This is a genomic window from Myxococcus sp. CA051A, from assembly GCF_013336705.1.
Taxonomy (GTDB): Bacteria; Myxococcota; Myxococcia; order Myxococcales; family Myxococcaceae; genus Myxococcus; species Myxococcus llanfairpwllgwyngyllgogerychwyrndrobwllllantysiliogogogochensis.
The window spans coordinates 461,619-481,706 of the sequence record NZ_JABUMS010000009.1 but is presented as its reverse complement, the minus strand read 5'-3'; the positions used below and the strand labels follow the sequence as shown (position 1 = coordinate 481,706).

General features: G+C 67.5%; 19 protein-coding genes and 1 pseudogene. 8 read left to right on the top strand and 12 right to left on the bottom strand.

What is annotated here, in order from left to right:
- Window positions 1–13 precede the first annotated feature (13 nt).
- Entirely contained in the window at window positions 14–619 is a 606-nt protein-coding gene (locus tag HUA74_RS26945) for a hypothetical protein (protein WP_174456834.1), read from the bottom strand.
- A 191-nt stretch (window positions 620–810) separates the two neighbouring features.
- Here HUA74_RS26945 and HUA74_RS26940 point away from each other — a divergent pair.
- Window positions 811–1,593: pseudogene (locus tag HUA74_RS26940) on the top strand (serine hydrolase domain-containing protein); the annotation flags it as partial.
- A gap of 120 nt (window positions 1,594–1,713) precedes the next feature.
- Here HUA74_RS26940 and HUA74_RS26935 read toward each other — a convergent pair.
- Window positions 1,714–2,046, bottom strand: coding sequence for a hypothetical protein (locus HUA74_RS26935; protein ID WP_174456833.1), 333 nt, complete (start codon window positions 2,044–2,046; stop codon window positions 1,714–1,716).
- Window positions 2,047–2,159: 113 nt separating this feature from the next.
- Here HUA74_RS26935 and HUA74_RS26930 point away from each other — a divergent pair, with 113 nt between their 5' ends.
- A complete protein-coding gene (locus tag HUA74_RS26930; RefSeq protein ID WP_174456866.1) occupies window positions 2,160–3,158 on the top strand; it encodes a M28 family peptidase in 999 nt (332 codons plus the stop codon).
- Between the two features lie 132 nt (window positions 3,159–3,290).
- Here the strand turns inward: HUA74_RS26930 and HUA74_RS26925 are convergent, their stop codons facing one another.
- The 4 genes from HUA74_RS26925 to HUA74_RS26910 form a co-directional block, all read right to left on the bottom strand.
- The gene (locus HUA74_RS26925; RefSeq protein ID WP_174456832.1) at window positions 3,291–4,664 is read right to left on the bottom strand and encodes a hypothetical protein; all 1,374 of its coding nucleotides are present in this window, start codon (window positions 4,662–4,664) and stop codon (window positions 3,291–3,293) included.
- Window positions 4,665–4,809: 145 nt separating this feature from the next.
- Window positions 4,810–5,319 (bottom strand): methylated-DNA--[protein]-cysteine S-methyltransferase, encoded by a 510-nt coding sequence (locus tag HUA74_RS26920; RefSeq protein WP_174456831.1) that lies wholly within the window; start codon window positions 5,317–5,319, stop codon window positions 4,810–4,812.
- Complete coding sequence (locus HUA74_RS26915; RefSeq protein WP_254625261.1) at window positions 5,319–6,917, bottom strand: DNA-3-methyladenine glycosylase 2 family protein; 1,599 nt, start codon at window positions 6,915–6,917, stop codon at window positions 5,319–5,321. Before HUA74_RS26915 ends, HUA74_RS26920 begins: the two co-directional genes overlap by 1 nt.
- A 358-nt stretch (window positions 6,918–7,275) precedes the next feature.
- Window positions 7,276–7,602 carry a hypothetical protein gene (locus HUA74_RS26910; RefSeq protein ID WP_174456830.1) on the bottom strand — a complete coding sequence of 109 codons (327 nt, stop codon included), beginning with the start codon at window positions 7,600–7,602 and terminating at the stop codon, window positions 7,276–7,278.
- 168 nt (window positions 7,603–7,770) lie between these two features.
- Here HUA74_RS26910 and HUA74_RS26905 point away from each other — a divergent pair, with 168 nt between their 5' ends.
- Window positions 7,771–8,193 carry a DUF2804 family protein gene (locus tag HUA74_RS26905; protein ID WP_174456829.1) on the top strand — a complete coding sequence of 141 codons (423 nt, stop codon included), beginning with the start codon at window positions 7,771–7,773 and terminating at the stop codon, window positions 8,191–8,193.
- A gap of 193 nt (window positions 8,194–8,386) precedes the next feature.
- A complete protein-coding gene (locus HUA74_RS26900) occupies window positions 8,387–9,316 on the top strand; it encodes an FkbM family methyltransferase (RefSeq protein WP_174456828.1) in 930 nt (309 codons plus the stop codon).
- Between the two features lie 139 nt (window positions 9,317–9,455).
- On the opposite strand, the gene HUA74_RS26895 is transcribed toward HUA74_RS26900, so the two are convergent.
- Complete coding sequence (locus HUA74_RS26895; RefSeq protein ID WP_174456827.1) at window positions 9,456–10,352, bottom strand: hypothetical protein; 897 nt, start codon at window positions 10,350–10,352, stop codon at window positions 9,456–9,458.
- A 492-nt stretch (window positions 10,353–10,844) separates the two neighbouring features.
- A complete protein-coding gene (locus HUA74_RS26890) occupies window positions 10,845–11,603 on the bottom strand; it encodes a tetratricopeptide repeat protein (RefSeq protein WP_174456826.1) in 759 nt (252 codons plus the stop codon).
- A gap of 272 nt (window positions 11,604–11,875) precedes the next feature.
- On the opposite strand from HUA74_RS26890, the gene HUA74_RS26885 reads away from it, so the two are divergent.
- Together HUA74_RS26885 and HUA74_RS26880 are read left to right on the top strand one after the other, a co-directional pair.
- Window positions 11,876–13,018: a hypothetical protein gene (locus tag HUA74_RS26885; protein ID WP_174456825.1), complete on the top strand. Its 1,143-nt coding sequence runs from the start codon at window positions 11,876–11,878 to the stop codon at window positions 13,016–13,018.
- Window positions 13,019–13,095: 77 nt separating this feature from the next.
- On the top strand, window positions 13,096–13,242 hold the full coding sequence (locus HUA74_RS26880) for a hypothetical protein (RefSeq protein WP_174456824.1): 147 nt from the start codon (window positions 13,096–13,098) through the stop codon (window positions 13,240–13,242).
- A gap of 56 nt (window positions 13,243–13,298) precedes the next feature.
- On the opposite strand, the gene HUA74_RS26875 is transcribed toward HUA74_RS26880, so the two are convergent.
- A complete protein-coding gene (locus HUA74_RS26875; RefSeq protein ID WP_174456823.1) occupies window positions 13,299–16,067 on the bottom strand; it encodes an Ig-like domain-containing protein in 2,769 nt (922 codons plus the stop codon).
- A gap of 382 nt (window positions 16,068–16,449) precedes the next feature.
- Here HUA74_RS26875 and HUA74_RS26870 point away from each other — a divergent pair, with 382 nt between their 5' ends.
- Together HUA74_RS26870 and HUA74_RS26865 are read left to right on the top strand one after the other, a co-directional pair.
- Window positions 16,450–16,728 (top strand): hypothetical protein, encoded by a 279-nt coding sequence (locus tag HUA74_RS26870; protein WP_217442817.1) that lies wholly within the window; start codon window positions 16,450–16,452, stop codon window positions 16,726–16,728.
- A gap of 38 nt (window positions 16,729–16,766) precedes the next feature.
- Window positions 16,767–17,111 carry a hypothetical protein gene (locus HUA74_RS26865; RefSeq protein WP_174456821.1) on the top strand — a complete coding sequence of 115 codons (345 nt, stop codon included), beginning with the start codon at window positions 16,767–16,769 and terminating at the stop codon, window positions 17,109–17,111.
- A gap of 187 nt (window positions 17,112–17,298) precedes the next feature.
- Here HUA74_RS26865 and HUA74_RS26860 read toward each other — a convergent pair whose 3' ends face one another.
- From HUA74_RS26860 to HUA74_RS26850, 3 genes are all read right to left on the bottom strand, one after another.
- A complete protein-coding gene (locus HUA74_RS26860; protein WP_174456820.1) occupies window positions 17,299–18,603 on the bottom strand; it encodes an acetyl-CoA carboxylase biotin carboxylase subunit family protein in 1,305 nt (434 codons plus the stop codon).
- Between the two features lie 299 nt (window positions 18,604–18,902).
- A complete protein-coding gene (locus HUA74_RS26855) occupies window positions 18,903–19,547 on the bottom strand; it encodes a DUF4349 domain-containing protein (protein WP_174456819.1) in 645 nt (214 codons plus the stop codon).
- A 123-nt stretch (window positions 19,548–19,670) separates the two neighbouring features.
- On the bottom strand, window positions 19,671–19,877 hold the full coding sequence (locus tag HUA74_RS26850) for a hypothetical protein (protein WP_141649336.1): 207 nt from the start codon (window positions 19,875–19,877) through the stop codon (window positions 19,671–19,673).
- Window positions 19,878–20,088: the final 211 nt, after the last annotated feature.

Sequence of the window (20,088 nt, the reverse complement as noted above, 5' to 3'; positions counted from 1 at the left end):
GGTGTCCTCTGCTTCATCCGCTCTGAGGCGCAAGCGGTTCGGTTTGCTGGCTCGGCACCGCCGACGCGGCCCCGGGCCGTCGCGACGGCATGCTCCACCGCACGACGACGCCGACCGTCAGCAGGGACGCCGCGACGTACCACGTGTGTCTCCACTCCCAGTGGTTCGCCACGGACAGCCACGCATAGAAGATGGCGACGTGGACCCCGTTCCACGCCACGAGCAACCCCAATTGTGTCGAATGCCGCGCACCGCGAAAGCGCCACGCGAGCGCCATGCCGAGAAGAGCGAAGGCGATGGCCTCCGTGGCCATCTGCCCAATGCTGCCGTTCGGGTGGTCGTAGTAGGTGTCGCAGTTCGGGTCGCTTTGCATGCCGACGCCGACCGCCACGAGGACCGCGAGGTGGGGCAGGAACTGCCATGTGGCGACCGCGCGCCACCGGAAGCTCAGTGCGAGGACCACGTTCATCCACAGCAGCAGGTTCGCCTTCGTGTAGAAGAAGAAGTTGCTCTCCCCCCAGTCGCAGCCGCCCTCCATGAAGAGCGCCATGCCCTCGTCACACAGCGGGCCGGGGGGCAGGGACAGGAGCAGACCCGTCGCGCACGTCGAGAGGAACATCGCCGGCACGACGAGTACGGCGAGGCGCGCGAGGCGAGCCTGAGCGGTCCGGGGCCTGGAGGGCTTGGCGTCGAGGAGCACCGCAGCACCTTATCGCGTTGCTCGCCGCCGGGGAGTCAACCCGCGGCTGGTGAATCAGAAGGACGCGGCCTTGAAGGCCCACAGGGCCGCGGCCGGGTCCCTCTTTCCAGCACCTGCTCGAGCACACCGCAGGCGGATGGGACAACAACAGCGCCGATGGCACGGGCGACCCGATGGCCAGCTATGCGGGCCTGACGCACGAAGAGCTCATCAACTGGGTGGTGCGGAGCGAGCCCCTCGAGTTCGCGCCTGGGACGACGTACCAATATTCGAACTTCGGCTACAGCATCCTCGGGCGCATCATCGAACGCGTCACGGGGATGACCTACGAAGCCTATATGCGTGACCAGGTGTTCACACCCAGCGGAGCCACCAGCTTCGCCGTGGGAGGCGATACGCTGAGCGAGCGTCTGCCCGACGAGGTCGTCTACCACCAGCTCGGAAAGAAGGCCTACAATCCCTACGGCATGCAACTGCGTCGCATGGATGCGCATGGCGGATGGGTCGTCACGCCCATCGACTTGCTGCGCGTCACCGTGAGAGCGGATGGGTTCTCCACCGTCCCGGACCTGCTGAGCACGACCTCACTCACCACGATGACCACACGCACCACGGCGCGCGACCCCTCGGGCAATCCCACCGCCTACGCCAGGGGATGGGTGGTGAGCAACGACTCCGATTGGTGGCACAACGGCTACCTCCAGGGCACCTTGGCCATGTTGGTGCGAACCGCTGACCGCCACGGGCCCAGCGGCTCCGAAGAGTTCACCTGGTCCGCCATGGCCAATTCCAACAACAGCCCCGCCTCGAACACCCCCGACATCAACCTCGACGAACTCATGAGGGATGTCGTGAACGGCGTCAGCGCATGGCCCGCGCACGACCTCTTCTGACAGAGGCCTCGACCGACCTTCCGGCGCGGGACACAGGACCGGCGGGGCTCGCAAGGGCCTGCGTCGGTCCGCGATGCCCGCCATCGTCAGGCGGCTCGAGCTCGCCGACGACGCGGACGCTCAGTCCACCACCTTCGCCTCGCCCTGGAGCCGCACTCCCCCGGTTTGCTGCATGAGGCTGAAGAGCGCCAAGGCCAGCGAGTACTCGTTGAAGATTCCCTTGGCCATGTCCCCCGTGCGGCTCACTTCGATGGCGTTCCCCGAGCCCTGGGTCACCGACGTGGTCGAGGTCAGGTCCACGCCTCGGTAGCTGAGCCCCAGGCCCGCGAACCGGCCCTCCTCCTTGAGCAGCGAGGTGAGCGCCAGCCCCGAGCGCTCCTCGAGCGGCTGCATGAACTTGAGAGCGACGTGGCAATGCAGCACCGAGTCCCGGGCGCGGAAGACCTGCCCCATGCCTCCCTGTCCAGCCGCTCCGTTTCTCCTCGGAACTTCGCCCCTGCTTGGAGGGTCGAAGCTGGATATAGCCGGGCACTTGCGGACGCCTGCCCGGCGGGAGGGAGCACGTGATGCGAAGACGCGCGTGGATGGGAGTGGGGGCCGCCGTGCTGGCGGCGGGCCTCGGCCTGGCGTGGAGGTGGGGCCTGCCGCCCGCCACCGCCCCAGCGCCCGTGGTCCACCGCCCTGCCACGGAAACGGAGGTGGAGCGCCTGAGGGCGCACGTGCGCATGCTGTCGGAGACGTTCCACCCGAGGGACTCGCGGCACCCGGAGAACCTGGAGCGCGCGGCGGACTACATCGCCGGCCACCTGGCGCGGGCGGGAGGGCACGTGGAGTCGCAGCACTTCCGGGTGGACGGCCGGGACTACCGCAACGTCATCGCGCGCTTCGGGCCGGAGGACGGTGAGCGCATCGTGGTCGGCGCGCACTACGACTCGGCGCGAGGCACGCCCGGAGCGGACGACAACGCCAGCGGGGTGGCGGGGCTGCTGGAGCTGGCGGCGCGGCTGGGCCGCCAGCCGCCGCTCCTGCGGGTGGACCTGGTGGCCTACACGCTGGAGGAGCCGCCGCACTTCCGCACGGGGAACATGGGCAGCGCGGTGCATGCGCGCTCGTTGAAGGAGGCGGGGGTGCGGGTGCGCGCCATGGTGGCGCTGGAGATGCTGGGCCACTTCACCGACGTGCCGGGCAGCCAGGAGTATCCACTGGCGGCGCTGAAGCTGAAGTACCCGGACACGGGCCACTTCATCGGCGTGGTGGGCACGCCGGGGGACGGCGGGCTTACGGACACCGTGGCGGAGGCGATGCGGGGGGCGAGCCCCTTGCCGGTGGAGTCGCTGAGCGCGCCCCGGGCGCTGGAGGGGGTGGACTTCTCGGACCACGGCAGCTTCTGGGCGCAGGGCTACCGGGCCGTCATGGTGACGGACACGGCGTTCTTCCGGAACCCGCGCTACCACGAGGCGGGGGACACGTGGGACACGCTTGACTACGCGCGCATGGCCCAGGCTGTCCAAGGGGTGTATGCCGCTGTGAGGACGTTGGCCGGAAGCCCCTCCCCCGCGCAGTGAAGTCGAACGTCCTCCTGAGCAACTCGGCGTCAGTCCACTCGCGGTGCCTGGGCGTGGCCCGGTTCCGTAGACCGCGGCGACTCCCTGGAGGAGGACCGCCCGGGCGCTGGGGGCGGCCCGGGCGGGAGCTCATCACCAGTCGTAGCCGTGGTAGCTCTTCAGCGAGATGACCTTGCCGCTGTTCGGGTAGTACAGAACGCCATACTCGGCGTACCTGTGGCAGTTGTGGCAGGGGATCTCCTCCCAGGCGAACCACGCCTGGATGGGGCCACCGCCCGCGAACGTGTCGAGGGCGGCCAGCAGCGGGTCGCTGCTCGAGCCGAAGAAGTAGTTGTCCACCACCATGCCGGCGCGGTCGGTGGCCACGCCCCAATCGAACGGCAGCACGGTCTGCGTCGTCTCGTGGAGGTGGTCCACCACCGTCTGGATGGTCACCGGGGTGGCCGGGCACTCCGGGGTGCTGTACGCGTCGATGCCGACCAGCCCGTACCACGTCGTGGCCGAGGCGTCGGAGTCGGGCGCCTGGAGCGGGAAGCCAATTTCGGTGAGCGACAGCGGCTGGCCGGGGAGCACCTCGCAGGCGCTCGCGTACGTGCAGCGCTGCACCTGGCGGTAGGTACCGCACGAGCTGAAGTCCAGCGTGCCCGCGGGCTTCGAGTGGTAGCAGTTGTAGACGGCCGGCTGGCATGCGGGGGACGGCCACGTGTTGTACGGGTCGTCGTTGGTGCTGATGGCCAGCCCGGTGACGCGCACCACGAGGCGCGCCGTCTCGTCCACCACGGCGCCGGTGTTCAGCGCGGCGGTGAAGGTGAGGGGAATGGTGTGCGGGTCCACGGCCTGGTGCACGGCCGGGTAGCGCCAGTCCAGGTTGAAGGTGTCCGCGTCCACGCGGGAGACCGTCGGCACGCCGTCCGGCGCGGTGACGGTGAGCGACGTGGCCGCCGAGTCCACCCGGCCGCGGTACATCAGGGCCTCGGTGCCGGCCGTGTTGCGCACGTAGACCGGGTCGACGTTCTCGAAGACGGAGATGGAGTTCGGCCCACGGAAGTCGAAGAAGCGGGGCGCGAGGATGATCTGCGCGTAGTACCGCGTCGGCGAGCCCGTGAAGGTGTCGATGGAGACCAGCAGCGGCAGGCCGGAGAGCATCGTGTTCAGCTCGTGGCCCTCCTCCAGCACCACCTCGAAGCGCCGCTCGCTGATGACGCTCGCCGTGCCAAAGGCATCATCCGGCACGAAGCTGAAGACATCGCTGATGTAGCGATTGGTGGTGCCACGAATCACGAGCACGCGGCGGTTGTTGCGCGTCTCGAAGGTGCCCAGCGTCTCGAAGCTGAGTTCGTGCGTGCCGGTGGGCTCGTACGCGTAGATGCGGGTGGCCGTCGCCGCGGCGGTGGAGACGCCCGTCTCCTCGACAGGGACGACGGGCGACTCGTCGGGAGACGTGCTGCCACAGGCAGTGACTCCGAGAGACAGAGCACAGGCGAGTACGAAATTGCGGAACTTCATGTGTTTCCTCCAAGTGAAGAATTCCGGGGGATAGCACATGTGCCTGACGCAAGCGTGACGCGGCATGTCTCAGCTGTGTGACGACACCGGTGTGGCACGTCGGCGGAGGATGGTGGGCTTGTAGCGAGGAGCTTGTTCTGCCCCATCACGCGAACAGATCCACCTGGCGCGGCATCGCTCCTTCCAACTGCAGCAGGAACTGCTTGGTCGGCAAGCCGCCGCCGAAACCGGTGAGGCTGCCGTTTGCGCCGATCACGCGATGACAAGGCAGCACGATGGGAATCGGATTGCGCCCATTCGCCGCGCCCACTGCGCGTGTCGCCGTGGGTCTGTCCACGCGCAGCGCGAGTTCGGCGTAACTGATCGTGCCGCCAAATGGAATGTTGGCGAGTTCCCACCACACCTGGCGCTGGAACTGCGTCCCCTGCGGCGCCAGAGGCAGTTCGAAGCTGCGGCGTTTGCCCGCGAAGTATTCGCCCAGTTGCTTCTGAGTGTCCCGCAGTACCGCGTGGTCGCCTTCGTGCCAATCCTCGCTACGACGCATCGGGTGGCGCGGTGCATGGAACTCGATCAGCCGCAGGCCCTCGTCATTGCCGGCAATCAGCAACGCCCCGACCGGGCTTTCGATGTGGCGATAGAACACGTTGCTTTGCATTACGCGGTCACCTTCGCCTTCTTGACGGGTGCGCTCTTGGGCGGCGTGCGCTTGAACCGCGGGGGCTTGACCGTGGTGTTCGTGGAGGACGCGTTCGCGATGGAGGTGGCCTTCGCGGGCCCCATCGAATCCTTCCACAGATGAATCACACCATAGGCGCGCCAGGGACGCCAGGCTTCCGCCCGCGCGGTCAGCGCCTTCGCGGTCATGCGCGAACCATCATTGGGTACCGCGCGCTGCAGCACCAGGTCGTCGGCGGGGAATGCATCGGGATGGCCCAATGCGCGCAGCGCGATGTAATGCGCGGTCCACGGGCCGATGCCGGGCAACGCGACCCAGCGCGCCGTGAAATCGTCCAGCGTACGCTCCGGCTTGAAGTCGACGTGGCCATCCAGAAGTGCGCGCGCCATGGTCCGTACGGTCTGCGCACGCGCGCGTGTCAGGCCGATCGCACCCAGGTCGGCGTCGGCCAGCGCATCGGGCGTGGGGAAGAGGTGGTCGAGCCCAGGCGCGAGGGGTGCGGGCAGTGGCTGACCGAAGTGATGTGAAAGTCGCGTCGCCAGCGTGCGTGCGCCTGCGACGCTGATCTGTTGGCCGATGATCGCGCGCACCGCGATCTCGAATCCGTCCCAGCCGCTGGGAACGCGCAGTCCCGCGCGCTGCTTCAGCAACGGACGCAGCCGCGCATCGGCGCCGAGCGCTTCGATGATGGCCCGCGGATCCGCGTCGAGATCGAACATGCGTCGCAGCCGATGGACGATCTCCAGCATCTGCGAAGTGCGCGCGCCGTGCAGTTCGAGCTTCAGCGCATTGTCGTCCGCCAGGCGATGCGATGCGGGCCATTGCGAAACACGCAGCCAGCCCGGCGCATCGAGCGAGCCGAAAACTCGCGAGTAACTCGTGGCATCCACCACCTCGACACCGGGCAGCGCGCGCCCGCGCAGGAAATCGAGCATCGCGACGAAGTCGTAGGGTGGGCGGTAACCCAGGCGCAGCGTCACGGTCTCACCGGGAACTTCGACTCGTTGCTTGCGCAGGTCGCGCGGAGCCATTCGATAGGCTTCGAGGAAGGCGGCGTTGAAGCGGCGCAGGCTGCCGAAACCGGCCGCAAGCGCGACTTCGGTGATCGGCAGCGCCGTTTCCGTCAGCAGCTGTTTGGCGAACAACAAGCGTCGCGTGCCATGCACCCCCGTTGGCGACACGCCGAGGCGTTCGACGAACAGCCGACGCAGCTGGCGTTCGCCGATGTCGACGCGTTCGGCGAGCGCCGACAGTGGCTGTTCGTCGAGAACGCCTTGCTCGATCAGTTTCAATGCGCGCGCCAACAGCGCATCGCCACGACGCCATGCGCCGTCGCCGGGTGACAGTTCCGGGCGACATCGCAGGCAAGGCCGGTAGCCGCCGGCTTCCGCGGCGGCTGCGCTGGCGTAATACGTGAAGCGCTTGGCCATCGGCGCCGGACAGACGGGGCGGCAATAGATCTTGGTGCTGGTGACCGCGGTAAAAAAGAGCCCGTCGAAACGCGGGTCGCGGGTGATGCGCGCCTGCTCACAGGTGTGCGCGTCAGGGATCGCGGTGGCGTTGGCAAGCGTCGACATGAGTGCAGGCTAGCACCGCGCCGGGAGGCGGACTCGCCGGATTCGGACATCGTCATGAATGTCCGTTTCGTTCAGCAAATTTGTTCAGCCGATGCCGCTCAACCGATCACTTCAGCGCGCGCATAAGAAGGAAGGGGGCCCTGTTGAAGGGGAGGGCGCATGCCCCTCGCCAGCCTGGGCTTGTTCGCCTTCACCGAGGCCAACGCCCGCGAGGGGATGGCGGGCGTCGGTGCGCGATTCACGTTCGGCTTGTAGAAAAGGGAATGAGGGGCCCCAGCAGCGCTCGACTGCGCAGCCCTTCGGGTCGCTCCCGAACACCGGGGCGTCCGTCGGACGTGCGGGCGGCTGCGGCGAAGCTCTACCCTGGCGGAACGCGCGTCTGGGCCGTCTTCGCGGGCACGTAGCACCCGCCCTCGTGGACGTAGCCGACAGAGCCGCAGTCCCTGAGCCACAACTCCACCTTCTCCCAGCACCCGCCGTTAATGCCCAGGGACCCTCCGGTGCACGGGGGCGTGGCCTGGCCCGGGAGTGGCTTCGCTGGGATTCCGAATCCGAGGAGTCCGCCCGGCTCAAGTCCGCGGTCGTCGTTCTGCCAGTCCTCCCTCCACTGGCGGATGGCAGGCACCGCCATCACGAGTCCGGCGACGCCGAGCAGGGCTGCGAGGGCAATCATGAGCTTCTTCAAGGGCACCTCCGCACGAGGGAGGCGACCATAGCCCCGCTTGCCGTCGAGCGCCCCTCTCTCATGCCGGGGCAATGGCTGGCGAGGGCGGTGCGGCGGGCCGTTAGACTTCCTGGCCCGTCCTTTACGGGCACGTGACATCCACCGGCGGGTGGCGTCCAATGATGAGGGATGACGGCTGAGAGTGACGCGCTTCTGCCGCTGGTTCCCTCGTCGGTGGCCACACCGGAGGGGGAGCCCCGATTCGGCACGTACCAGGGAGATTTGGCCGAGGTGGACCTGCCCAGTCTGCAGGGGAGGTGGGCCGTCTCCAGGCTGTACCCGCTGGCGGATGTGCGCTTCGAATATCGCGACATGGAGTTGATGCGGCCATGGAAGGTGACGACAGTGGATGGCTCGGTGGACCTGCGTTTCCAGCCTGTGTACGTCCATGCCGAGAATCGCGAGGAGGCGCTCGTCCGCAGCAAGTTCGAGCAGCCCATGGGGCTCTTCGAGGGCACGGTGACCGTGGGTGGAAAGGCGCTCCAGCTCTCCAATGTGCCCGGCGTCACCAAGAGTCAGTCCACGCGCGGCCCCCACCGGTCCACCCTGTAGGTCATGAGCGCGCTGGCGCCCCAGGCCATGGCGAGGAAGGATGGGACGCCCACAGAGGACTGGGTGTGGCTACCGCGCAGCACATTCTGAGAGTCGGGCATTGTGCAATGAATGGCGTGGGCAAACGACTGCCCCCGCTCACGAGGGGGACGTCATGGGCTGGATTCCAACTGGGCGGAGTTTGCTGTCTCGCATGGCATCCGCCGTGGTGCCGGTGGTTCGCTACGTGCGCCAGAACACACGAGGCTGGCCGGCGAAGCTCGCCGTGCTCACGGCGCTCAAGGGGCTGCGCCGCATCCATGGTCCGCGGGACTTCGTGGTGCGCACCTCCTGGGGCTTTCGGTTTGCGGGGAACACCGCGGACCTGGTGCATGGCGCTGTCTATGCCGTGGGCGTATGGGAGCCGAGCCTGACGGCGTGGCTGCAGTCACGGTTGGTCGCGGGAGATGTCTTCGTGGATGTCGGTGCGAACGCGGGCTACTTCACGCTGTTGGGGGCCGCGTGCGTCGGTGCCACGGGCGGGGTGGTGGCCATCGAGGCCTCGCCGCGAAACTTCGAGTTGCTACAAAGGAACTTGTCCCTGAACCCCGCCGCCAACGTCCGCGCTGTGAACATGGCCCTGGCGGATGAGGACTGCACGGTGAAGATCTACCCTCCCGATGCGGGCAATTCCGGCACGGCGATGACGTGGAGGGATGAGCGCAGAGGACGCGCACCCGAGAGCGAAGTGCCCGGGCGCCGGCTGGTGGACCTGCTCACGCGCGAAGAGGCTGCCAGGGCCCGTGTCATCAAGGTGGATGTCGAGGGGGCCGAGGGGTGTCTGGAGAGTGGGCTGGACGAACTGCTGGAGCGCTGTCATCCCGAAGTGGCGTTCGTGGTGGAGTTCGACCCCAAGCTCTTCCACCTGCAGGGACGGGATCCCGCGCGCTTCCTGGCGCGGTTCATGAACGCCGGGTTCGCGCTGTACACGCTCGACAACCACTCGGTGGAGCCTTACTGGGAGGGCCCTCGGGACATGGCACCGGCCGAACCCGGGCAGGTCCTGGCCGAAGGTATCGTCGACCTCATCTTCGTGAGGGACTCGGTCGCCGGTGCTTCGCGGGCTCCGCGACGCGTGGGGTGAACCGTCGCCGTCGGGACACGGCTTCGCGTCGCCCCAAGGCCGGTGTCGGAGGTCCTGGCCCAGGGAGCGGTCGAGTCCACGAATGAGTCCCGGGGGATGTTGGGTTGGCCCTGGAGAGAGGGCCAACCCACCCGTTGAATCAGTTGCGGACGGCGATGTAGCTGAGCGTTTCTCCATACCAGACGCCGCTGCCGTTATGATTCCGGTATTTGTATGAGCCGAACGCCTGCCACCTGTAGCTGTCGAAGGCCTGAACGGTGCTTTCGAACCGCAGAAGGGCATTATCGCCCTCGCTGCCCACTTCCTCGAAGCCCACGCTCGAGGGGAGCACGAGCACCGACCAGTCGCTCACGGCGGTGTTTCCCTGCGTGGCGAAGGTCTGGCCATCCGAGGCGAAGCCAGTGAAGCTCGCGTTGCGCGAGACCAGCAGGTAGTTCACCTGGCCTGCGCCTACGAACGACAGGCCCTGGTTGGAATAGCGGAACTTGTAGGGGGCTTGGAGCTGCCAGGTGAAGTTGTCGACGATGGTGTAGGACGTCGAGAACCGCAGCAGGGCATTGTCGAACTCGGCGCTTGGCTCTTCGAAGCCGGCCGACGCGGGACTGACGATGATGTTCCAGTCAGCCATCGACGTGCCCGATGGCACGGCAAGGTTCTCACCATGCGTGAGCGTACCGGCGGCGCTCAACGTCTTGCGGACCAGCAGAAAGTCGACGCTGCCGGCATACCAGGTGCCAGGCCCACTGCTGTTACGATACTTGAAACGGGCCCAGACCGACCACGCAACGTTGTTGAGAGGAGAAGCCGATACCTCGAAGCGCAGGAGGGCATTGTCGTCCTCGGAGCCGATCTCCGTGTAACCCATGTACTTGGGAACGACCAGGATGTTCCAATCGCTGACGCTTGTCCCCGGTGGCGCAGTAATGGTTTGTCCATGATACGTAGTGCCCACGACGGCATTGGCCGCCATCGCAACTGAGGGGGTGATGAGGGATAGGACTGCGACAAGAACAAGACGCACGTGGGCGGTGAGCATGGCGAGCTCGCTGAGTGGGAGGTTGGGTTCGGTCTATAGTTGACTAGCCGTGAAGTCCAGCAATTCAGGGCGTGTCATCGATAAAGTCGATTGCTGGTTGCGCGGTGCTTCAGTTTTTGGAGAGAGCGGTCGCCTTTCAGTAGCTCCAGGTGCAAGACGTAACGCGGTTTGGGGACTGCTATCGCGCACCTTGTGCGATAGGACCACGCGGTGTTCTCGCGCCCGCGGATGACCTCTATGGCTGGCTGGAGTGGTATGCGAGCGAGAGTCTTCCGGAGCATCTGAAGTGGCTGGCCGGCGGCGTACGCCCAGGTTTCACGATCCTGGCGTTCGGGTTGGCGGATGAAGACGCATCTGAAGACTCGGTATGGCCAGTCATCGAAGGCCGGCGCCTTGGATGCATCGTGTGTCAAGCCGTGGAATACGAAACCGGGATACGAGCGCGTTGATGCCGGTCGGCGGTGTGACGGCCTCAACCCGCCCGTATCCTCCTCATGGCTCCGCCGCACGCCGGGCCTGCTCCAGCCCGGTCTGGCATTCGGCGGGTGCCTCCTGCAATCTCAAGCAGCGGTGGAACGCCGCTTCCGCCTCACTGAATCGCCGCTGCTCCATCAACACCGAGCCCAGCGCCTGCCAGGCGAGATGATTCTCGGGCGCGAGCTGAGCCGCCTTGGCGAGGTTCTGGCGCGCGCCTTCCAGGTTCTGCTCCTGGTAGTCCAACATCCCGAGGGTGCGGTGGAAGTTGGCGTTGTCAGGGGCGGTGTCCCGCACCGTGGTGAGCTCCTTCCGGGCCTCCTCCCGCCGGCCGAGCTTCATGAGCGCGAGCCCCAGTCCATGCCGCGCGTCGAGCAGGTCTGGCTTCAGGCTCAGTGCCTGGCTGAAGCGCTTCCGCGCTGACTCGGGGTTCCCTTCCTTGAAGTAGGTGAACCCCAGGTTCGAATGCGCCTGTGGGTGGTTTGGGTTGAGCTTGATCGCCAGGCGGAGGTGCCGCTTCGCCGTCGCGGTGTCATTCCGCATCAACGCGATGACGCCCCTGTTGGCGCGCAGCTCGGGGTGCTGGGGACTGAACTCCAGGCCCATGTCGCAGTGAGCCTCCGCCTTGTCCAGGTTCCCCCTGGCCAGTTCCTCCACACACAGGTCGAGGTGGTTGCCCAGGAGCCCGCACTCGATGACCGGCGGGTCATGCGCGCAGGCAGCGAAGAGCAGCGTCGCGGTGGAGGAGAGGGCGAGAGCGGGCCTTCGAAAGCGCATGGAGGGTGAATCCTAGTCCGCGCGGGTGTCGAGCCTGCCGATGGCCATGACTTACCGCCGCCGCTCTGCTCGCGGGGGGATGACTGCTGTCAGGGCCCTGATGACCGTGGACATCAGGGCTCGCCCCTGGCCTGCCGAGTCCCTCCCTTCAACCTGTTGAAATCAGGGAGGCGCGTTGCCTACGTCGTGCGACTTGAGCGTGGCATGTCGGGTGCAACCAGACAGGACATCGCCGCACTGAACCACTCACCGCACTGTTTGAGGAGCCTCCCATGCGTACTCGCCGCCTTGGTTCGTCCCCCTCCCGTTCGTCGACCTTCCCTTCCTCCTCGACGTCCAAGCCCAAGCCGCCCGCGCGCGCCGACACGCTCCCCGCCTCGGCGCCCTCTTCGCAGACCCTGAAGCCCTCGCAGACGAAGCCCGCCGCGAGCACGCCGACCGCTCCGGAGTCCAAGCCGGTGAAGCACCCGGGCATGCCCGAGGGGGGGCCGTCCTACAGCCCCTGGGAGAAGACGACGGGCCAGGCCTCGGACATCATGGTGAGCGGCGGTGACAACAAGCTCACGCCGCCCCCGGGCGCAACGCAGAACATGCTCGTCGACAGGCCGGGCCGGCCCTTCGAGAAGGACACCTACGGCGGCGGCAAGCTGAGCGGCAACGTGGGCTCGATGCAGGCCTCCACGTCGAACTACAGCGGCAACGGCGTGCGCTACCAGTCGGCCCAGGCCGAGGTGAATGGGCCTGGCGCCGCCTACGAGCTGCAGAAGACGCACGCGGGCCGGTATGGCGTGACGAGCGGCCAGCTCACCGCCGATGCCACCAGCTTCAAGGGCCAGGCCCAGGCCGGGTATTCGCTGGACAGGAACTCGCACGCGTACACGGGGGCGCTGACGGCGAAGGCGGAGACGGGCGTGGGCGTGGGCGCGAGCGCGAGCCACGACTTCAACCGGCACGTGGGTGGGTACGTGAAGGGCGACGCCAGGGCCTCCGCCAACGCCTATGCCGAGGGCGTGGCCAGCCTGGACCCGAGGACGGCCACGGCGATGCTCTCGGGCCAGGTGGGCGCGTCCGCCACGGCGGGTGCGTACGGCACGGCGGGCGGGCACCTGGGCCGGCTGCATGGCTCCGTCACGGGCGGCGTGGTGGCGGGAGCCGCGGCCCAGGCGGGCGGCAAGGTGGGACTGGAGAATGGCTTCTTCAAGACGGCCGCGGACGTCAATGCCGCCGCGGGTGTGGGAACCCACCTGAAGTCCGACGTGGCGGTGGACCTGCGTCACCACATCAAGCCGGGCATCGCGTCGGGCCTGCGTCCCGCCCTGGGCACCGCCACGAGCGTGGCTTCGCCCGCGAGCACGATTCAGCCCGAGAAGTCGCGCCTCGAGAACCTCTTCGCCAGGGCCTTCCACACGGCCTGATGCCCCTCGGGGGCGGCGGCTTCGATGGCCGCCGCCTCCACGAAAACGTCCCCTACGTCAGCCCGCCGTGAAAGCGGGTGAACGCGGCCAACGCGAAGCTCGTGCAGCGGGTGTCCGCACCGCTCGCCACGCGCGACCTCCTCGACTTCGCCCGCATCGCGAAGAAGCTCATCGCCGCCCTCGACAGGCCAGACGACGAAGAAGGCACTTCGACGAGCACTTGAAGAGGACGCACCGTGCCCCACCCTGATGCGTGGGACACGGTGCGTTCAAAAGTGACTCAACGCTGGAAGCGCCCCGTGAACGCGGGGGCGGTGGCGCTCCACGGCGCGTCGAAGCGGGGACTGCTCACAGCCCCTCCGGTCCGCACGTCGGAGGTCACCTGGAGGAAGTAGTGACCCCCGGGGTAGAGGAGCTCCGGCGGAAGACGGAGCTGCGTCTCGGTCGTGCGGAAGAATGCTCGCTGGATGCGGCCCGTCTGATTCGTGCTCGTCGCGTAGAGCCCATACAAGCGCACGGTGTACGAGGTGGGCGTGCCCAGGACCGGTGCACTCCAGGTCACCAGGGGCGTCTCGCCCACGCCCTGGAGCCCATCCTCCGTGGCGGCCAGGCCATTGATGCGAAGGTCGCGCGGCGGGCCCACCGTGGGGCTGAGCCGCAGGGGCTCGCCTTCCTGGAACGGCGCATGCGTATAGACGGTGAACCGGACCGACGCCGGCACGGTGTTGCCACCCCCCTCCCGGGGCACCGAGTAGGTCATGGAGCCCGCCGCGATGTTTGCGGCGAACCGGGTCCACGATGCCGGGAAGGGGTCCGCGAACTCCAGCTCCTGGGTGACGAGCGGCTGGCCTGGAACGAGGTTGGTGCCGAAAGCCAGGTCGAACCAACTGGCGTAGCTGCCGAAGCGCATGAAGCCCGGCAGCGCTCCGACAGTCAGGTCCTGGGTGTTGCGCAGCGTGACGCGGGGATGGGCGGCGAGCGCCAGGGCCTCGAACTCGGAGGCGTTTATCCGCACCGTCCGCGACGAGGTGGCCTGGGGCAAGAGCATCCCCGTCAGGCTGACCGCGCCGCCCCCGGAGACGACGCCTCCCGGGCTCCCGCTGGAGACCTCGAAGCCCCGGCGCACCTCCCGGAGCACGTTCAGTCCCCCGGCGACTGGAGCGCGCGACACCAACTGGCCGACGTGCACCGTGTCCCCGCGCGCCAGGTCGATACGACCGACCCGGTTGCCGCAGTATTCGAGGGACGTGTTGTACCCGGTGCCGCCGGAGAGGACCGTCGAGCCCACCACGGGTCCCAGGGCCGGTGAGGCACAATCCCGCAGGCTGAGGTAGGTGAGGCCCGCTCCGAACGTGCTGATCTGGAGCTCGTCCCCGGAGGCCCATGGGTTGAGCCCGCTCAGGTTCAAGTTGAAGCGCGTGCCCTCGGGCTCCGGCTCCAGGTCGGCGCGGCCCGCGAGCGCCTGGCTGAAGTCCGGCGTACGGCTGTGCGTCCAGTAGTAGGCCGTGCCGATTTGCAGCAGGTAGGGCGTGTTCTCCACACCCTGGATGACGAAGGTTCCATCCCGCAGTCCGAGGCCGTAGTGCGACGTATAGGTCCCCTCCGCCGTGGGCACCCAGGCGACGATGAAGTTCGTGCTCAGGTCGGTGGGACGCGTGACGGTGGAGCCGTCCTCCTGGAAATAGAACGTGGAGCTGTGACCGAGGACCGTCGTCTCGTCGCAAGGAGGGGTGTTGGACCCTGGCCGGACGGTGAACGTCACCTCCGTGGAGGCGCCGCTCGCGTCGGTGATGATGGCGGTCACCTCGGCGGGGGCGTCGAAGCAGGCCGGGGCGGTCCAGTCCGCGGAGGCCGAACCCCCGCTTCCGCGAGTCGCCACGAGGGTGCCTTGCGAGGCGACCCAGGAGACGCTCAGCGCCGTTCCTTCCGGGTCATGCGCGGTGAGTTCGAACGTCACGAGCTGGCCGAGGCCCGCACGCTGGAAGGACTGGGAGACGCCGTCCACGACGGGGACCCGCTGTATGTCCACCTGGGGGCCGGGGCCCACCTGGAGGGTGAGGGTGCCGTCGTGAATGCCGCCAGAGAGGTCCGAGGCGAAGACGCTGAAGCCGCACCGGCCCTCGACAGGGGCGGCGCTCAGGGTGAACGTCGGGGTGGGGGCGTTGACGAAGTCGAAGGTGCCCTCACACGTGGAGGTCCAGTAGAAGTACAGGGTGTCTCCATCCGGGTCGGAGGCCGAGGCCGCCAACTGCGTCGGTCGACCCACGGCGAGCACGGAGGGCGCCCCCATCATCGCGCTCACCTCTGGCCAGGTGTTGAGGCGCACTGTCACCGCGGCGCGGCCTGTCGGGCCTACGTTCCGCACGGTGAGGTCGACGGTGACGGTGGCCGTGGCGTTCTTGGAGTCCCGCACCTCGAGCTGGATGCGCTGCATGCCCTCGGTGGCGGGTGCGGTCCACGTGGTGGACGCGGCGGACGGGGGGCTGAACGTGCCCCCGGGCGCGCTCCACGTATAGGTCAGCGTGTCACCCGGGTTGTTGTCGTGCGCGACCGCCGAGAGGGTGAGGGATGCGCCCGGCTCCACTTCATTGGAGGACACCGCGAGCGAGTCGATGATGGGGGCTTCGTTCTCGAAGGGCGGGAGGGGATTGGCTTGCTGCAACACCATGAAGACCGCGGCCACTCGGCCGGCATGGATGGCCATGGGACCCGCATGGCCCGCGTAGAGGAGGGTGGACGCCGCGTCGTACGCGTTCGCCGTGAAGAAGCGGTCCGCCCCCGCGGGGATGTCGTGGAGCGTGCCGTTCCACGTGTTCCCATCGCGGACGAGGTCCATCCCCAAGACGGTGGGGATGCCCGGGCCCTGGACCTCCACTCGGATGCGCGCCACGTCGTCGGCCGACAGTGCCTGGCCGAGCATGACCTTGACGTCGGCACTCGCCGCCGGAGGCAAGGCCCTCTCGTCTCCACCACAGGCCGCGAACACTCCCAGGGCAAGCACTGTCGTCACCAGGGACGCGGCACGCCCGACACAAAGAAACACAGACATTGAATCCCCCTCTTGGTTGAGCGGGCTATAGAACAGGAGGTGGCTCTCCTGCAAACCTGTCGTTCGCGGCGGGGAGGAACCTCGGATGGGACTGCGTGGGGTATCCTCGGCCCCTACCTGCCGAGTTGCTGGCTGCTTGAAGAGGCCCGGCTGTATGTGGCACCGGCGGTCAAGAACGACGTGGGAACTCCAGGACCCCAGAGGGGAGCGTGCTCACTGTTTCATCCTTCGAGTCGAGCGTGCGGTGGCTTGTCTGGCCGAATCCCGCCCAGGCTGGTAAGTCAGTTAAGTCTCGTTGTTTGATCAAGACGGCTTAATCGGGCTATGTTCTCGGAGTCGGTCATTTCGCCGGCACGCACCCCAAGGACAATCACCCGTGAAGATGAAGACCCTGATTATCAGTCTGGCGTTCGGAGGCCTGTTGGCGGCGTGCGGTGGCGCGCCGGAGGAAGTGGCCGACACCGAGATTCCTGTGGGCGAGGCGGAGCAGGGTGTTTGCGAGGGTTATGACCACGGCGCGCGGCACTGCACGTTCAAGTGCACGGCCAACGACTGGCGTCACTGGTATGGCTACAACGACGTCGCGTGGGGCCAGTGCGAGAACGTGGCGCGGCGTGACTGCGGCAGGGATCCGTACAGCGTCTGCTGGAGCATTCCCTGAGTCGGCCCCCACCCCTCTTCACCCCAGGAATCCCTCCCATGAAGAACCTGATGAATCCCCTGATGATGGCGTTGGTGTCCATGGCGTGCCTCTCCGCGTGCGGCGGAGCTCCCGAGGAGATGGCCGAGGAAGCCGCTCTGCCGGACCCCTCGACGGCCGTGTTGTCGAGAGACCGTGTTCCGGGTGAAGTCAGCGCGTCCTGGACCGCGAACTGTGCCGGCTGGGCGGACGGCGGGCGCACGTGTTCGTGGCGCTGCCGCAGCTCCAGCGAGTGGATGTGGGCGACGCAGAGCGTGGCGTATGGGCAGTGCAATGCCTACGCGAACAACTTCTGCGGGCGTGATGCCTACGCCACCTGCTGGAGCAGCAACCCGCATCCGTAGTCGCGATTGACGTCCTCGATGTCTCGGAGGCCCCGGGCTCTCTTTCGAGTCTGGGGCCTTCTTCATTTCGGGGGGTGTGCGGAGTCGCCGACCTTGTGTGTCATCTCGTGGTGCGTGTCTTTGGGGTGGCGGTTGGCTTTGCTGGACATCTGGGCCCACTCGTGTGCAGCGAAGCGCTGGCGCCTGTTCAGACTCCCAGCCGGGCGGAGATGCAGGACTGCAGGGAGTGGCGAACCTCCTCGAGCGTGGTGCCGCTGACCACGAGGCGCCCCGCGAAACCCGAGTCGCGCAGCTTGTCGGCGGCGAGCGCCTCCCTGCGGGGACTCGCGACGGTCTCGACCCCCGGCGGAGTCGCTGCGAAGCGCTGCACCTCCACCGTCACACCCTTCGCGCGCAAGGTCTCCCCGGCACGAAGTTCGTCCTCGGAGGCGCACGTCACCTGCCCCACGTAGGCGCCAGGTCCTTCGCGGAAGGGTGGGAGTGCGGGGACTCTCTCTCCCAGGTGCGTCTCGAAGACGAGCTCCGCCCACTTCATTCCGGTGGCTCTATCGACCAGCCCCGAGAGTCCCCCTCCGGAGAGGCGGAAGCCCATCTCGACGAAGAAGGCGCCTCCCTGATTGCGGAGGAGGTCCACATGGAAGGGGCCCTCGCGGTAGCCCGTGGCATCCAGGCACGCCTGGGCCAGTGCGCGCAGGGCGGGCTCCGCGCGGTCTCCATGCGTGGCGATGTGACCCGCCTCGCGAAAACCACGCAGCTCGGGTGTGCCTGGCGCTGGCTCGCGCGTGACGAGCTTCTCGCAGGTGGTGAGGAGCAGCGCCCGCCCCTCATGCGCGAGCCCCTGGATGGAGTGCTCGCGTCCCTCGATGAACTCCTCGAGCAACACCCGCTCGAAGCGCCCGCCGTCGTAGTTGGACAGCTCTCCCAGCGCCGCCAGGGCCTGGTCGCGTTGCCGCGCATCCTCGACGAGGAAGACGCCCAGGCCACCACTCCCGTTCGAGGGCTTCACCACCAGGGGAAAGCCCACTCTTGTGAGCATGGCCGAAGCACCCGGTGAGCCCAGCTCGAAGCTGACGTGGCGCGGCTGGAGCACGCGGGGACACGCGTGGGCCAGGGCCTCGCGCTGTCCCCACTTGTCGAGGGGATTGAAGGCCCCATGAGGCCACCGCTGGCGAGGCCCGTGCTCCATGACGGGCGCGAGCGCGAAGGCGCATTCCACGTACCGTTCGAAGCCCGCGAGCAGCAGCGTCACGGGGACACCGAGCGACTCGAGGAAGTGCTGGACCTCCGCGGGCTGCGAGGGGTGCTCCACCGGAAGTTCCAGGTCGAAGGGGCGGCGACCCAGGTGTTGCCGCCAGCTCAGATAGGCGGGCGTCTCCACGAGAATGGTCTGCAGTCCACGCCTGCGAGCCGCGTCGAGATAGGGCTCCAGTCCATCGCGGGTGGCGCCGAGCTGGACGAAGGCGCCCGAGGAAGTCGTCGTCATCAAGGCCATGCGAAGTGCCTCATCGCCCCGAGAGGGTTGCCAGCACCGCCGGCCCAATCGAAGCCGGGCTCGCCCCGATGGCATCCGGGCGCGGTTCACTCGCGAGGTCGGCCTTCAGCAGATCCTTCTTTCCCTCCCGGGGTCATCCCAGCGCCGAGCGTCCGTGGACCGAGCGTCCGCCCCTGGACGATGCCCATGCCGCGCCGTTGCGAGAGCGTGACCTGGAGGGCCTTGCTCTCGTCGAAGAGGGCAGGTGCATGTGTCGCCCACAGCACCTCGTCGTGGAGCGTACTCCGCGCGTCAGCGCGTCAGTCCCAGACGAACAGCCACTTGAGGCCCTTGCCCAGGCCATAGAACACCCAGCCCACGGGCCCGGGCCGCACCGGTCGCTGGAAGTCCAGGTACACGGTGGACAGCGCGATGCTGCCCTCCAGTCCCTCCAGGCGCGACTTGAGGGTCTCGTATTCGAGCGTGATTCGCTCCAGCTCCTTCTCCACCTTGAGCGTGTCCTCGACGGTGACAGCACGCTGGAGCAGCTCCAGGTAGCGCTCGCGAATCCGCGTCACGTTGTCCAGGCGCACCTTGAGGTCACGGTGCGTGTCCGTCACGTCGTCGGCCGAGACGCTCTTGTTCGCCACCGTGCCCAGGGCGGGCACCGCGGCCAGGAAACCCTCGAATCGCTCGGCGGGGATGCGCACCACGACGGCCTGGGTCATCGCCTGCTGGGCATAGCCCCCATGGGACTTCGCCAACGCGATGGCTTGCGCGGGCCCTTGCTCCGGCTCGTCGCGCTCCAACTGCACCGTGGCGCGGTGGATGATGGACCGGTTCTGCTCGGCCGCTCCCGGGGCGCCGCCCGTCGCCAGGCCGTCCATGACGTCCCCGCGCTCGTGGACACGAGAAGTGGAGCACGCGACGAGTGCGAAGAGGGGGACGAGGAGGAGCGGGCGCACGGAGTTCCTTGGAGAGAGAGGACAGTCGCGGACTTCCTCCAGGACACACCTGCGATTATTCGCGTTCCATCCTCACGCGTCAGCGCCCCCTCCTGGAGGGCACTGACGGCGGGAACCACGACTTCAGGAAACGCGGGAGGCGGGGGCGGGGAGCGGCTGCACGCCGTCACCCTCGTAATAGATGCTCGCGCACCCCTTCTCGTAGACGACGAGCACTCGATCACTCTGGCCCAGCAGGTCGGAGGCTTTCTCCGTGGCCTTGCGGACCAGGGTGTCGAACTTCACCGAGCCCTGCTTGCTGCTGCTGGCCCGGACTGTCACGACTGGCATGCGGTGTCCCGCTCCTTGGTGCCCCACGGTGGGCGGCTCCAGGCAAGGCCCGGCTCCGTATCCATCCGCAGGTAACGAACGCGTCATAGCCAACCCAACACTTCGTTGACAAGCGCTCCGCTCCGTGGCGGGAAGAAGGTTCCTATGGACCGCAAGCTCTTCGTTTTGCTGGTTTTTACGCTGGGTCTGGTTTCCACCGCCCAAGCCCAGT

What these genes read in the sequence shown, in the direction of transcription:
- HUA74_RS26850 (WP_141649336.1), bottom strand. Translation starts at nt 19,877, where the DNA reads ATGCCAGTCGTGACAGTCCGGGCCAGCAGCAGCAAGCAGGGCTCGGTG.
- HUA74_RS26935 (WP_174456833.1), bottom strand. Translation starts at nt 2,046, where the DNA reads ATGGGGCAGGTCTTCCGCGCCCGGGACTCGGTGCTGCATTGCCACGTC.
- HUA74_RS26920 (WP_174456831.1), bottom strand. Translation starts at nt 5,319, where the DNA reads ATGCAAAGCAACGTGTTCTATCGCCACATCGAAAGCCCGGTCGGGGCG.
- HUA74_RS26870 (WP_217442817.1), top strand. Translation starts at nt 16,450, where the DNA reads ATGAAGACCCTGATTATCAGTCTGGCGTTCGGAGGCCTGTTGGCGGCG.
- HUA74_RS26885 (WP_174456825.1), top strand. Translation starts at nt 11,876, where the DNA reads ATGCGTACTCGCCGCCTTGGTTCGTCCCCCTCCCGTTCGTCGACCTTC.
- HUA74_RS26890 (WP_174456826.1), bottom strand. Translation starts at nt 11,603, where the DNA reads ATGCGCTTTCGAAGGCCCGCTCTCGCCCTCTCCTCCACCGCGACGCTG.
- HUA74_RS26930 (WP_174456866.1), top strand. Translation starts at nt 2,160, where the DNA reads ATGCGAAGACGCGCGTGGATGGGAGTGGGGGCCGCCGTGCTGGCGGCG.
- HUA74_RS26900 (WP_174456828.1), top strand. Translation starts at nt 8,387, where the DNA reads ATGGCATCCGCCGTGGTGCCGGTGGTTCGCTACGTGCGCCAGAACACA.
- HUA74_RS26875 (WP_174456823.1), bottom strand. Translation starts at nt 16,067, where the DNA reads ATGTCTGTGTTTCTTTGTGTCGGGCGTGCCGCGTCCCTGGTGACGACA.
- HUA74_RS26895 (WP_174456827.1), bottom strand. Translation starts at nt 10,352, where the DNA reads ATGCTCACCGCCCACGTGCGTCTTGTTCTTGTCGCAGTCCTATCCCTC.
- HUA74_RS26865 (WP_174456821.1), top strand. Translation starts at nt 16,767, where the DNA reads ATGAAGAACCTGATGAATCCCCTGATGATGGCGTTGGTGTCCATGGCG.
- HUA74_RS26925 (WP_174456832.1), bottom strand. Translation starts at nt 4,664, where the DNA reads ATGAAGTTCCGCAATTTCGTACTCGCCTGTGCTCTGTCTCTCGGAGTC.
- HUA74_RS26915 (WP_254625261.1), bottom strand. Translation starts at nt 6,917, where the DNA reads ATGTCGACGCTTGCCAACGCCACCGCGATCCCTGACGCGCACACCTGT.
- HUA74_RS26860 (WP_174456820.1), bottom strand. Translation starts at nt 18,603, where the DNA reads ATGGCCTTGATGACGACGACTTCCTCGGGCGCCTTCGTCCAGCTCGGC.
- HUA74_RS26905 (WP_174456829.1), top strand. Translation starts at nt 7,771, where the DNA reads ATGACGGCTGAGAGTGACGCGCTTCTGCCGCTGGTTCCCTCGTCGGTG.
- HUA74_RS26945 (WP_174456834.1), bottom strand. Translation starts at nt 619, where the DNA reads ATGTTCCTCTCGACGTGCGCGACGGGTCTGCTCCTGTCCCTGCCCCCC.